11 protein-coding genes are annotated in these 12,353 nt (G+C 66.5%); 3 read left to right on the top strand and 8 right to left on the bottom strand.

From position 1 onward, the window contains the following. Positions 1–62: 62 nt before the first annotated feature. The 5 genes from phoU to NF616_RS13075 form a co-directional block, all read right to left on the bottom strand. A complete protein-coding gene (phoU, locus tag NF616_RS13055) occupies positions 63–791 on the bottom strand; it encodes a phosphate signaling complex protein PhoU (RefSeq protein WP_252273718.1) in 729 nt (242 codons plus the stop codon). A gap of 151 nt (positions 792–942) precedes the next feature. Further along, positions 943–1,776 (bottom strand): phosphate ABC transporter ATP-binding protein PstB, encoded by an 834-nt coding sequence (gene pstB, locus NF616_RS13060; protein WP_252273719.1) that lies wholly within the window; start codon positions 1,774–1,776, stop codon positions 943–945. Between the two features lie 65 nt (positions 1,777–1,841). Continuing rightward, the gene (gene pstA, locus NF616_RS13065; protein WP_286675054.1) at positions 1,842–3,458 is read right to left on the bottom strand and encodes a phosphate ABC transporter permease PstA; all 1,617 of its coding nucleotides are present in this window, start codon (positions 3,456–3,458) and stop codon (positions 1,842–1,844) included. An 82-nt stretch (positions 3,459–3,540) separates the two neighbouring features. Further along, entirely contained in the window at positions 3,541–5,820 is a 2,280-nt protein-coding gene (locus NF616_RS13070) for an ABC transporter permease subunit (protein WP_252273721.1), read from the bottom strand. A gap of 174 nt (positions 5,821–5,994) precedes the next feature. After that, positions 5,995–6,963 (bottom strand): PstS family phosphate ABC transporter substrate-binding protein, encoded by a 969-nt coding sequence (locus NF616_RS13075; RefSeq protein ID WP_252273722.1) that lies wholly within the window; start codon positions 6,961–6,963, stop codon positions 5,995–5,997. A gap of 151 nt (positions 6,964–7,114) precedes the next feature. On the opposite strand from NF616_RS13075, the gene NF616_RS13080 reads away from it, so the two are divergent. After that, on the top strand, positions 7,115–8,419 hold the full coding sequence (locus NF616_RS13080) for a PQQ-dependent sugar dehydrogenase (RefSeq protein WP_252273723.1): 1,305 nt from the start codon (positions 7,115–7,117) through the stop codon (positions 8,417–8,419). A 15-nt stretch (positions 8,420–8,434) separates the two neighbouring features. On the opposite strand, the gene NF616_RS13085 is transcribed toward NF616_RS13080, so the two are convergent. Next, positions 8,435–9,724, bottom strand: coding sequence for an MFS transporter (locus NF616_RS13085; protein WP_252273724.1), 1,290 nt, complete (start codon positions 9,722–9,724; stop codon positions 8,435–8,437). A gap of 225 nt (positions 9,725–9,949) precedes the next feature. Between NF616_RS13085 and NF616_RS13090 the strand changes: the two genes are divergently transcribed. Continuing rightward, complete coding sequence (locus NF616_RS13090; RefSeq protein ID WP_252273725.1) at positions 9,950–10,354, top strand: acyl-CoA thioesterase; 405 nt, start codon at positions 9,950–9,952, stop codon at positions 10,352–10,354. Positions 10,355–10,463: 109 nt separating this feature from the next. Beyond that, the gene (locus tag NF616_RS13095) at positions 10,464–11,357 is read left to right on the top strand and encodes a D-hexose-6-phosphate mutarotase (RefSeq protein WP_252273726.1); all 894 of its coding nucleotides are present in this window, start codon (positions 10,464–10,466) and stop codon (positions 11,355–11,357) included. A 105-nt stretch (positions 11,358–11,462) separates the two neighbouring features. Here NF616_RS13095 and NF616_RS13100 read toward each other — a convergent pair whose 3' ends face one another. Both NF616_RS13100 and NF616_RS13105 read right to left on the bottom strand, forming a co-directional pair. Continuing rightward, positions 11,463–11,993, bottom strand: coding sequence for a DUF3299 domain-containing protein (locus tag NF616_RS13100; RefSeq protein ID WP_252273727.1), 531 nt, complete (start codon positions 11,991–11,993; stop codon positions 11,463–11,465). A gap of 54 nt (positions 11,994–12,047) precedes the next feature. Continuing rightward, positions 12,048–12,293, bottom strand: coding sequence for a GlsB/YeaQ/YmgE family stress response membrane protein (locus NF616_RS13105; RefSeq protein ID WP_252273728.1), 246 nt, complete (start codon positions 12,291–12,293; stop codon positions 12,048–12,050). Between the last annotated feature and the right edge of the window lie 60 nt (positions 12,294–12,353).

Genomic DNA, 12,353 nt, shown 5'->3' on the forward strand with positions numbered 1-12,353 from the left:
CCGTGGATGCTGGCCCAAGGCCAACGCTAAGCGCCCGGGGGTGCCGGGCGCTGCCGACCGGCTTATTCGGCCTTGCCGGCCTGCACTTCTTCCTGCATGCGCGCCAGGCCCATGTGGCGCACGTCGGTGCCGCGCACCAGGTAGATGACCAGCTCGGCGATGTTGCGTGCGTGGTCGCCGATGCGCTCCAGCGAGCGCAGGACCCAGATGATCGACAGCACGCGACTGATGGCGCGCGGGTCTTCCATCATGTAGGTGACCAGCTCGCGCAGGGCGGTCTTGTATTCGCGGTCGACGGTCTTGTCGTACTGCGCCACCGACAGGGCCAGATCGGCATCGAAGCGGGCGAAGGCGTCCAGCGATTCCTGCACCATCTTGCGCACCTGGTCGCCGATGTGGCGCACCTCGACGTAGCCGCGCGGGGCCTCGCCGGTCTCGCACAACTCGATGGCGCGCTTGGCGATCTTCGAGGACTCGTCGCCGATGCGCTCGAGGTCGATCACCGACTTGGAGATGCTGATGATCAGACGCAGGTCGGAAGCCGCCGGCTGGCGACGGGCGAGGATGCGCATGCACTCCTCGTCGATGTTGGTTTCCATCTGGTTGATCTGGTCATCGATCTCACGCACCTGCTGGGCCAGGCCGGAGTCGGCCTCGATCAGCGCGGTGACCGCGTCGTTGACCTGCTTCTCGACCAGGCCGCCCATCGCCAGGAGGTGGCTGCGCACTTCCTCCAGTTCGGCGTTGAACTGCTGAGAGATGTGATGGGTGAGGCTGTCTTTGTTGATCATGGTCGAGCCCTTGCGAATCTTGATGGAGTTCTTATCGGAGCGTGCCGGCCTTTGGCAAATCGTGCTGAGCTAGGAGGCGGCGCGCAGACAGTACAAACACGTACGGCAAGCGCCGCCGACAACGCGCAGCGCGATTTGCCATAGCCGGCGGTTAGCCGTAGCGGCCGGTGATGTAGTCTTCGGTCTGCTTCTTGGCCGGGTTGGTGAACAGCGTATCGGTATCGCCGAACTCGATCAGCTTGCCCATGTACATGAACGCGGTGTAGTCGGAGACGCGCGCCGCCTGCTGCATGTTGTGGGTAACGATGACGATGGTGTACTTGCTCTTCAGCTCGTAGATCAGCTCTTCCACCTTGAGGGTGGAGATCGGGTCCAGCGCCGAGCAGGGCTCGTCGAGCAGCAGCACTTCCGGCTGCACCGCCACGGTACGGGCGATGACCAGACGCTGCTGCTGGCCGCCGGAGAGGCCGAGGGCGGAGTCGTGCAGACGGTCCTTGACCTCGTCCCACAGGGCGGCGCTCTTCAGGGCCCACTCCACGGTCTCGTCGAGCACGCGCTTCTGGTTCACGCCCTGGATGCGCAGGCCGTAGACCACGTTCTCGTAGATGCTCTTGGGGAACGGGTTGGGCTTCTGGAACACCATGCCGACGCGGCGACGCAGCTCGGCCACGTCCACGCCCTTCTTGTAGATGTCGTGGCCGTCGAGGCGGATCTCGCCCTGGACGCGGCAGCCGTCGACCAGGTCGTTCATCCGGTTGAAGGTGCGCAGCAGGGTCGACTTGCCGCAGCCGGACGGACCGATGAAGGCGGTCACGCGCTGCTTGGGAATGTTCATGGCGACGTCGAACAGCGCCTGCTTCTCGCCGTAGAACAGGTTTAGGCCGGGCACTTCCAGGGCGACGGTTTCGTCCGCCAGGTTGAGGCCCTGCTTCTGTCGGCCGAGGGCGGCCATGTCGATACCGTGGGTGTGTACTTCGTGCTGCATGGGAGGCTCCCTACGCTAACAATTCGTTCATGCCGCCGCGGCCGGTGCCGCGGCGACGCAAGTCATCAATGATCCAGCGCCTTGTACTTCTCGCGCAGATGGTTACGGATGAATACCGCGCTCAGGTTGAGCAGCGCGATCACCAGCACCAGCAGGAACGCGGTGGCGTATACCAGCGGGCGGGCGGCCTCGACGTTGGGGCTCTGGAAGCCGACGTCGTAGATATGGAAGCCCAGGTGCATGATCTTCTGGTCCAGGTGCAGGTACGGGTAGTTGCCATCCACCGGCAGGCTCGGCGCCAGCTTGACCACGCCGACCAGCATCAGCGGCGCCACTTCGCCGGCGGCGCGGGCCACGGCGAGGATCATGCCGGTCATCATGGCCGGGCTGGCCATCGGCAGCACCACCTTCCACAGCGTCTCGGCCTTGGTCGCGCCGAGGGCCAGGGAGCCTTCGCGCAGGGCCCGCGGGATGCGCGCCAGGCCTTCCTCGGTGGCGACGATCACCACCGGCACGGCGAGGATCGCCAGGGTCAGCGAGGCCCACAGCAGGCCCGGGGTGCCGAAGGTCGGCGCCGGGGCGGACTCGGGGAAGAACAGGCGGTCGATCGAGCCGCCCAGCACATATACGAAGAAGCCCAGGCCGAACACGCCGTAGACGATGGCCGGCACGCCGGCCAGGTTGTTCACGGCGATGCGGATGATGCGGGTCATCGGCCCCTGCTTGGCATATTCGCGCAGGTAGATGGCCGCCAGCACGCCGAACGGGGTGACGATCACGGCCATGATCAGGGTCATCATGATGGTGCCGAAGATGGCCGGGAAGATGCCGCCCTCGGTGTTGGCCTCGCGCGGCTCGTCGCTGACGAACTCCCACAGCTTGGCGACATAGAAGCCGAGCTTGGCGCCAGTGCCCATGGCGTTCGGCTGGTAGGCACGCACCACCTTGCTGAGGGCGATGTCCTGCTCGCGGCCGTCGGCGGTCTTCACCGCCACGCTGTCGCGGCCCAGCTGCTGGTTGAGGTCGATCAGGCGCGACTCCAGGCCCTTGTACTCGGCGTCCAGTTCGGCGCGGCGCGCCTCCAGGTCGGCCTGGGCGGTGGCGTCCAGCTGGCCCTTCAGTTCCAGCTTGCGGCTTTCCAGGCGCAACTGCTCGAGGCCGTGGTTGATGCGACCGATGTCGCCCTTCTCCAGCGCCACCACCTGGGCATGCAGGTCATCGACGCGGGAGATGCGGTTCTGCAGTTCGTCCCAGGCGGCCTCGCCTTCGGCGACCACCTGGCCGTTCTCCTTGACGTTGACCAGGTATCCGTAGAAGTTGCCCCACTCGCGACGCTCCATGACCATCAGGTCTTCCGGGGTACGCGGCTCGCTCATCCACTCGGCCACGGTCCAGCTGAAGTCGGAACCGTAGACCTCGCGGTTGCCGACCTTGAACAGCTCGCGGGTCATGAACTCGCCGCCCTTCACATCCACCGGCAAGCCGGCAGCGGCCAGGCGCGCGCGCGGCACCTGTTCTTCCTGGACCAGTTCGCCGGCCATCACGCGGGCGGCTTCGCCCGGCACCTGATACTGGGCCTCGATCACATCGGCCGGCCAGAAGTGGCCGAGGCCGCGCATGGCGATCACGGCGAGCAGGCCGATGGTCATGATCACGGCGATGGACACACCGCTCGCGGTCATCCACACCCAGGGCGAACCGCTCTTGAACCAGGTCTTGAGGTTTTGCTCTTTGGTTTTCACGGACGTCTACCTTTCCCAGTTCTCAGAGCGACGCGTACTTCTTGCGCAGGCGGGTACGGATCAGCTCCGCCAGGGTATTCATCACGAAGGTGAAGCTCAGCAGCACCAGCGCGGAGAGGAACAACACGCGGTAGTGGGTACTGCCCACCTCGGATTCCGGCATCTCCACCGCCACGTTGGCGGCCAGGGTGCGCAGGCCCTGGAAGATGTTCATGTCCATGATCGGTGTGTTGCCGGTGGCCATCAGCACGATCATGGTCTCGCCGACGGCGCGACCGAGGCCGATCATCAGCGCCGAGAAGATACCCGGGCTGGCGGTGAGGATTACCACACGGGTCAGGGTCTGCCAGGGCGTGGCGCCCAGGGCCAGGGAGCCGAAGGTCAGACTCTTGGGCACGCTAAACACGGCGTCTTCGGCGATCGAGTAGATGTTCGGGATCACCGCGAAGCCCATGGCCAGGCCGACCACCAAGGCGTTGCGCTGGTCGAAGGTGATGCCCAGGTCATTGCTGATCCACAGGCGCATGTCGCCGCCGAAGAACCAGTTCTCCAGGTAGCCGCTCATGCCCAGCGAGCCCCAGCCGATGACGATGATCACCGGGATCAGCAGTGCCGCTTCCCAGCCGTCCGGAATCACCAGGCGGATGCGCTCCGGCAGGCGGCTCCAGGCGAAGGCAGCGAGCAGCACGCCGACCGGCGTCAGCAGCAGTAAGCTGAAGATGCCCGGCAGGTGGCCTTCGACATACGGCGCCAGGAACAGGCCAGCGAAGAAGCCGAGGATCACCGTCGGCAGCGCCTCCATCAGCTCGATCACCGGCTTGACCTTGCGGCGCATAGCCGGGGCCATGAAGTAGGCGGTGTAGATGGCCGCGCAGATGGCCAGCGGGGCGGCCAGCAGCATGGCGTAGAAGGCGGCCTTGAGGGTGCCGAAGGTCAGCGGCGCCAGGCTCATCTTCGGTTCGAAATCGCTGTTGGCGGAGGTCGACTGCCAGACATACTTCGGCTCGTCGTAGCTCTCGTACCAGACCTTGCCCCACAGCGCGCTCCAGGAGATTTCCGGGTGCGGGTTGTCGATGGCGAAACGCTGCAGCTGGCCGCTGGACTCCACCAGCACGCGGTTGGCGCGCGGTGACAGGGCGGCGCTGCCGGGGCCCTCGGCGACCTTCTCGATCAGCAGGGTGCGGTGCGCGGTGCTGTGGAAGATGCCCAGGTTGCCGGCGGCGTCCAGTGCGATGAAGCCCTTGCGGCGCTCCTCGGGCAGGATCTGGGTGATGGCGGCGTTTTCCAGCTGGAAGTCGCGGATGCGGGTCAGCGCCGCCTTGCCATCGTGGTCGCGAACCATGAACCACTGGGCGATGCCGCCCTTGCTGTCGCCGATCATCAGCGAGATACCGCCGAGCAGCGGATTGACCGCGGTAACTTCGGCCTCGCCGTTGAGCAGCGTGTAGCGGCCGTTGAGGCTCTTGCTGCGCAGGTCGAACACATCGGCGGTGGCCTTGCCGTTGATCACGAACAGCCACTGCTGGCGCGGGTCGATGACCATCGCCTTGATCGGCTCGGCGATCTGCGGCAGAACGATGCGCTCCTCGTCCAGGCTGACCTCGCCGGTCATCAGGTTCTCTTCGCGGCTAATGCTCAGCAGGTGCAGCTCGGCGCCGGTAGAGGCGCTGAGCATCAGGCTGTCGCCGTTCTGGCTGATGGCCACGTGCTCCAGGGCGCGGCCCTGGTCGTCGAGGCTGATGGGCGCCTCGCCGAACGGATAGATCAGCTCGGGGGTGATGGTCTTGACGTTGTTCGGGTAGCTCACCTTGTAGGCGTGCTCGAACACCAGTACCTGGCCGTTGGACAGACCGAGCACCACGCGGCGGCTGCCGGGTTGGTCCTCGGACACCGAGGCGATGCTCGCACCCGCTGGCAGGGCCAGCTGGAAGTCGTTCATGGGGGCCGCGTCCTTCACGGCGAAGAACTGCACCTGGCCGCTGCGCGACAGGCGCATGGCGACCTTGTTCTGCTCCTCGATGGAGAGCAGCAGTGCCTCGCCCTGGCCGGCCAGCCAGCTCGGCTGCTGGGCTTCGCGGGCCTCCATGTCGGCACCGCCGAACATGGGCGCGACGACGTAGGCGAGGTAGAAGAAGATCAGGGTGATGCAGGCCAGCACGGCCAGGCCGCCGATGGACACGTACCAGCGCGCCATGCGGTCCTTGAGGGCGCGCATGCGCCGCTTGCGCTGCAGGGCGGGGGTATCGAAATCGATCCGGTGGCTGTTGGAAGCACTCATGCGGTTATTGGCCAGGTCGTTCATGAGGATATCTCGGCGCGGCGGACATGCCCGCTCAATGTGAGGTACGTCAATCTATCCAGCTTGTGTGACAGAAAGATTACAGAGCGGTGACGTGACAACGCCCACGGCTCCGAAGAGTCGCGGGCGTGTCGGACGGAGCGCCGGGGATGGGGGCCCGGCGCACCGCTGGGCGGATTACAGGCCCAGTTCTTTCTTGGTCTTCTCGACCACCTTGGCCGGCAGCGGGATGTAGCCATCCTTCACCACCACTTCCTGTCCCTGCTTCGACAGCACGAGCTTCAGGAATTCGGCTTCCAGCGGGGACAGCGGCTTGTTCGGCGCCTTGTTCACGTAGACGTAGAAGAAGCGAGCCAGCGGGAATTTGCCAGCCAGGGCGTTGGCTTCGTTGGCCTCGAAGGCTTCGCCGCCTTTCTTGGACAGCGGTACGGCACGGACGCTGGAGGTCTTGTAGCCGATGCCCGAGTAGCCGATGGCATTCAGGGTGCTGGAGATCGACTGCACCACGGAAGCCGAACCCGGCTGCTCGTTGACGTTGGATTTGAAGTCGCCTTTGCACAGCGCTTCTTCCTTGAAGTAACCGTAGGTGCCGGACACCGAGTTACGACCGAACAGCTGGATCGGCTTGGCAGCCCACTCACCGGTCAGACCCAGGTCGCCCCAGGTGGTGATGTCCTTGGCGCCACCGCACAGGCGGGTGCTGGAGAAGATGGCGTCGACTTGAGCCATGTCCAGGGATTTGATCGGATTGTCCTTGTGCACGAACACGGCCAGGGCGTCGATGGCAACCGGGATTTCGACCGGCTTGTAGCCGTATTTCTCTTCGAAGGCCTGCAGCTCGTTGTCCTTCATGGCGCGGGACATCGGGCCGATGTTGGCGGTGCCTTCGGTCAGGGCGGGCGGCGCGGTGGAGGAGCCGGCGGCCTGAATCTGGATGTTTACGTTCGGGTACAGCTTCTTGTATTCCTCGGCCCACAGGGTCATCAGGTTGGCCAGGGAGTCGGAGCCGACGCTGGACAGGTTGCCCGATACACCGGAAGTCTTTTCATAGGTCGGCAGAGCCGGGTCGATAGCGGCAACCGCACTAGCGGCGCTTACGCCAGCGGCGACAAAGGTCAGGGCCGCCATCAAACGCTTGAGTTTCATGCCTTGCTCCTAGCAGAGGGGTTGGATGGAACGGGGCCAAGTATCTGCAGCCCGGATGAACACTCTATGAACGGAATATGACAATTGGATGAATGGCCACTATGGCGGTCCAAAAATGTTCCCCGCCTTTCGGTCCTCACGGAGACTGCCCATGAACCGACTGCAACTGCTGTCCGCCGCCGCCCTGGCGCTCGCCTGCAGCGCCTGCGGCGAGCAGGCCAAGCTCAATGTCAGCGACGGCACCGGGCCGCGCCCGGAGCTGCCGGAGCCGAACAAGACCCTGCTACCCACCGTGAACATCGCCCCCGCCAAAGGCTGGCCCGAGGGCGGCAAGCCGACCGCGGCCGGCGGCCTGCAGGTCAATGCCTTCGCCGAAGGCCTGGATCACCCACGCTGGCTGCACGTCCTGCCCAACGGCGACGTGCTGGTGGCCGAGAGCAACGCGCCGAAGACCGACAAGCCGTTCAGCCTCAAGGGCTGGATCACCAGCAAGGTGATGAAGCGCGCAGGCGCCAAGCCGCCGAGTGCGGACCGCATCACTCTGCTGCGCGACGCGGACAACGACGGCGTCGCCGAAGTGCGCGAGGTGTTTCTCGACGGCCTGTACTCGCCCTTCGGCATGGCCCTGGTGGGCAACGACTTCTATATCGCCAACGCCGACGCCCTGGTGCGTGTGCCCTACAAGGAAGGCCAGACCCGCATCGAGGCCACGCCTGAGAAGGTCACCGACCTGCCGGCTGGCATCAACCATCACTGGACCAAGAACGTCGTCGCCAGCAAGGACGGGCAGAAGCTCTACGTCACCGTCGGCTCCAACAGCAACGTCGGCGAGAACGGCATAGAGATGGAAGACGGCCGTGCCGCGATCTGGGAGGTCGACCGCGCCAGCGGGCAGAAGCGCCTGTTCGCCACCGGCCTGCGCAACCCCAACGGCCTGGCCTGGGAGCCGCACACCGGCGCCTTGTGGACCGCGGTGAACGAGCGCGACGAGATCGGCAGCGATCTGGTGCCGGATTACATCACCTCGGTACGCGACGGCGGCTTCTACGGCTGGCCCTACAGCTACTTCGGCCAGCACGTCGACGAGCGCGTCAAGCCGCCACGCCCCGAACTGGTGGCCAAGGCGCTAGTGCCGGACTATGCGCTGGGGCCGCACACCGCCTCGCTGGGCATCGCCTTCGGCCAGGACGGCGCACTGCCGAACCTGCAGAACGGCCTGTTCGTCGGCCAGCACGGCTCGTGGAACCGCAAGCCGCACAGCGGCTACAAGGTGATCTTCGTGCCGTTCGAGGAAGGCCGGCCCAGCGGTTCGCCGGTCGACGTGCTGACCGGCTTCCTCAATGCCGAGGGCGAGGCCCAGGGTCGCCCGGTGGACGTCCGGCTGGACCGCCAGGGCGCGCTGCTGGTGACCGACGACGTCGGCAACAAGATCTGGCGGGTGACGCCGGCGCAGTGACGCGCCGGCGGTGCCTCAGCGCTGCTGCCGGAACAGGTAGAGCCCGGTCGCCATGAACAGCAGGCACAAGGCGCCGACGTAGTAGGCCGGGCCCAGTGGGCTCCACTTCAGCAGCAGGCTGACCAGGATCGGCGTCAGGCCGCCGAAGATGGCGTAGGCCAGGTTGTAGGAGAACGACAGCCCGGAGAAGCGCACCACCGCCGGGAACGCCTTGACCATCACCATGGGGATGGCGCCGATCATGCCCACGCACAGGCCGGCCAAGGCGTACAGCGGCATCAGCAGGTCCGGCTGGGTCTTCACGGTCGTGTAGAACAGCGAGGACGTGGCCAGCAGCAGCGCGCCGCCGACCAGGAAGGTGCGTCCGGCGCCGAAGCGGTCGGCGGCCAGGCCAGCCAGCACGCAGCCGATGCTCAGGCAGACGATGGCCACGCCGTTGGCCGCCAGGGTGTCGGCCGGGCTGAAGCCGTGCTGGGTCTGCAGCAGGGTCGGGGTCATCAGGATCACCACGACGATGCCGGCCGACAACACCCAGGTCAGCAACATCGACAGCAACACCGCCGGGCGATGCTCGCGTATCACCGCCTTGAGCGGCAGCTCGGCGGCCAGCGACTGGCGCAGCTGCAGCTCGGCGAACACCGGGGTTTCGTGCAGCCAGCGGCGCAGGTAGACGGACACCAAGCCGAACACGCCGCCGATCAGGAAGGGAATACGCCAGGCGTAGTCGGCGATTTCCTCGGGCGTGAAGACGCGGTTGATCGCGCTGGCGGCCAGCGAGCCGAGCAGAATGCCGGCGGTCAGGCCCGCGGTCAGCGTGCTGCAGGCGAAGCCGATGCGCTTTTCCGGCACGTGCTCGGCGACGAACACCCAGGCGCCCGGCACCTCGCCGCCGATGGCCGCGCCCTGCATCACGCGCAGGGCCAGCAGCGCCAGCGGCGCCCAGATGCCGATCTGCGCGTAGGTCGGCAGCAGGCCCATCAGCAGGGTCGGCACCGCCATCAGGAAGATGCTCAGGGTGAACATGCGCTTGCGCCCGAGCAGATCGCCGAAGTGAGCCATGACGATGCCGCCCAGGGGCCGCGCCAGGTAGCCGGCGGCGAAGATGCCGAAGGTCTGCAGCTGGCGCAGCCATTCCGGCATCTCGGCGGGGAAGAACAGCTTGCCGACCACGGCGGCGAAGAACACGAAGATGATGAAGTCGTAGAACTCCAGCGCACCGCCCAGGGCGGAAAGCGAGAGGGTCTTGTAGTCGCTGCGGTTCAGGGGGCGCGCCGCGGGCGCAGGGCTGGCATGCTCGGCAGACATAGGGGGCTTCGTTATAGGTATGGATGAGGCTGGCGCAACATAGCAAATCGGCCGCGGGGGCAGCGACTGTTCCGTCGCGAATCGGGCGGCGGCGCCTGCTCAACGCAACCACGCGGTCGCGCGTCGACGGGTCGTCCTTTGCTCCGCGCCTCTATATACTGCGCTCGGCCCCTGCCGCAGGGCCGCGGCCAGCCAACGACAAGAATCCACCCCGGGCGCAGCAAGATGATCGAACTCGAACAGGAAGACCCCATCCCCCAGGGCGATCTGGCCCTGCAGATCACCGCCCTGCCGCGCGAGACCAACGGTTTCGGCGACATCTATGGCGGCTGGCTGGTCTCGCAGATGGACCTGGCCGGCACCGCCATGGCCAGCAAGGTAGCCGGCGGCCGAGTCGCCACCGTGGCCATCGACCGCATGGCCTTCCTGGTGCCGGTGGCCGTGGGCGCCCAGCTCTCCTTTTATACCCAGACCCTGGAGATCGGCCGCAGCTCGATCCAGATGCTGGTCGAGGTATGGAGCGACGACCCGCTGTCCAGCGAGTGGCGCAAGGTCACCGAGGCGGTGTTCGTGTTCGTCGCCATCGACGGCAGCGGCCGCACCCGCCCGGTCCCGCCCCGCCGCGGCTGAAGCACCACCCCGCGCCAGACGACGCCGACCTCGAGTCGGCGTCTTGCATTCGACTTGGTCTTTTTCGCTTCGCTGGAGTCAAATGCCCCAGGACTTCAGGGAGAACACGATGAGCCAGGCACAGATTGAACGCATCGAACTGGACGAACTGACCTGCTGGCGCGTGCGCCTGGGCGAGGCCGAGCTGCTGGTGGCGCAGCAGGGCGCCCAAGTGCTGAGCTACCAGCGCGGCGAGCAGCCGCCGCTGATCTGGCTCAGCGAACAGGCCGCCTACCAGCGCCGCCAGTCGGTGCGCGGCGGCGTGCCGGTGTGCTGGCCCTGGTTCGGCGACCTGGGCCGCAACCCGCCGGCGCTGCAGGCGCAGCACGCCAACCCGGGCGAGGCACCCTTCCACGGCGGCGTGCGCGGGCTGGACTGGCAGCTACAGGGCATCGACGAACGCGACGGCGGCGTACACCTCGGCTTCAGTTTCGACACCCGGCAGAACCCGCTACCGGACTGGCCGCATGCCGCCGAGCTGCGCCTGGATATCCGCCTGGACGAACGCCTGCACCTGGACCTGACCAGCCGCAACCTGGGCGACGCGCCGCTGGCCCTAAGCCAGGCGCTGCACAGTTACTTCGCCATCAGCGACATCCATCAGGTGGAGGTGCAGGGCCTAGACGGCTGCCGCTACATCGAGACGCTGGAAGACTGGCAGGAGCGCCACCAACAGGGCGCGCTGCGCTTCACCGGCGAGACCGACCGCATCTACCTCGACGTGCCGTCGCGCCTGCGCCTGCACGACGCCGGCTGGAACCGCGACCTGCTGCTGGAGACCCGCCACTCGCGCTCGGCCATCCTGTGGAATCCCTGGATCGACAAGGCGCAACGCCTGTCCGCCTTCGCCGACGATGCCTGGCAGCGCATGCTGTGCATCGAGACGGCCAATGTCTGGGACGATTGCGTGGAGCTGGCGCCCGGCGAGAGCCACAGCCTGGGCGTCAGCCTGTGGAGCGAGTGAGGATCTAGTGCGGCCGGTGCGCGCAGCGCACCCTTACGAGCGACGCCTCACCCAAGGGTGCGCCTTGCGCACCGACGGTGCCCAGTGGGTGCTGCGCGGCGCACCCTACAGGTCGCTTTCCTCCACCAGACGCACCGAGCTGGCGTCCAGCGCGTAGGAGGCCTCGGCCAGGTCGTTCGCGACCGCCTCGACGCGCAGGGTGCCGTCGACCCACAGCGGCTCGTAGATATCGTCCAGGGCGATGCCCTCGGGATAGCGCACCAGCACGATCTGGTTCGGCGGCGGCGGCGGCACGTGGATGCAGGCGCCCGGGTAGGGCACCAGGAACAGAAGCGTGCTCTTGCCCTCGGCGTCGCTCTCGAGCGGCACGGGATAGCCGCCCAGTCGAATCTGCCTGCCATTCAGGCGCGCCACCGTCTTCTTCGAGTACATCACCGCCGGCAGGCCCTGTTCCTGCTTGAGCCCGCCCTGCTGACCGAAGGTGCCGGCCGCCTCGGGGCTGTCGTGGCTGATCTCCGGCATGGCCTCCAGGGCCTGGCGATCTTCGGGCGGCATCAGCTCCAGCCAGTCCAGCTCGGCCGGCTCAGCGTGGGTCAGCAGGGGCAGCAGCAACAGGGCGAACAGCAGGCGGCGCATGGTCGGTCTCGTGGCGGTGAATGGCGTCTAGCCTACCGGCTCGGCGCACGCACGTCAGTCGCGGCGGACCAGGCCGACGACGATCAGCAGGAGAATGGCGCCGACCACCGCACCGATGAATCCGGCGGTCTCGCCGGCCTCGTAGATGCCCAGGGCCTGGCCGCCGTAGGTCGCCGCCAGGGAGCCGCCGATGCCCAGCAGGATGGTCAGGATCCAGCCCATGCTGTCGTCGCCGGGCTTGAGAAAGCGCGCGACCAGACCGACGATCAGGCCGATGAAAAGGGTGCCGATGATGCTCATTGTCGTACTCCTTCGAAGCCCAGAAACGCACAAGGCGCGCCAGTGGCACGCCTCGTTTGT

Source organism: Pseudomonas subflava (assembly GCF_023823685.1).
GTDB classification, from domain to species: domain Bacteria; phylum Pseudomonadota; class Gammaproteobacteria; order Pseudomonadales; family Pseudomonadaceae; genus Aquipseudomonas; species Aquipseudomonas subflava.

Excerpts from the sequence above, each read along its gene's own strand:
- phoU (WP_252273718.1), bottom strand. The coding sequence starts at position 791 with ATGATCAACAAAGACAGCCTCACCCATCACATCTCTCAGCAGTTCAAC.
- pstB (WP_252273719.1), bottom strand. The coding sequence starts at position 1,776 with ATGCAGCACGAAGTACACACCCACGGTATCGACATGGCCGCCCTCGGC.
- pstA (WP_286675054.1), bottom strand. The coding sequence starts at position 3,458 with ATGACCGCGAGCGGTGTGTCCATCGCCGTGATCATGACCATCGGCCTG.
- NF616_RS13070 (WP_252273721.1), bottom strand. The coding sequence starts at position 5,820 with ATGAACGACCTGGCCAATAACCGCATGAGTGCTTCCAACAGCCACCGG.
- NF616_RS13075 (WP_252273722.1), bottom strand. The coding sequence starts at position 6,963 with ATGAAACTCAAGCGTTTGATGGCGGCCCTGACCTTTGTCGCCGCTGGC.
- NF616_RS13080 (WP_252273723.1), top strand. The coding sequence starts at position 7,115 with ATGAACCGACTGCAACTGCTGTCCGCCGCCGCCCTGGCGCTCGCCTGC.
- NF616_RS13085 (WP_252273724.1), bottom strand. The coding sequence starts at position 9,724 with ATGTCTGCCGAGCATGCCAGCCCTGCGCCCGCGGCGCGCCCCCTGAAC.
- NF616_RS13090 (WP_252273725.1), top strand. The coding sequence starts at position 9,950 with ATGATCGAACTCGAACAGGAAGACCCCATCCCCCAGGGCGATCTGGCC.
- NF616_RS13095 (WP_252273726.1), top strand. The coding sequence starts at position 10,464 with ATGAGCCAGGCACAGATTGAACGCATCGAACTGGACGAACTGACCTGC.
- NF616_RS13100 (WP_252273727.1), bottom strand. The coding sequence starts at position 11,993 with ATGCGCCGCCTGCTGTTCGCCCTGTTGCTGCTGCCCCTGCTGACCCAC.
- NF616_RS13105 (WP_252273728.1), bottom strand. The coding sequence starts at position 12,293 with ATGAGCATCATCGGCACCCTTTTCATCGGCCTGATCGTCGGTCTGGTC.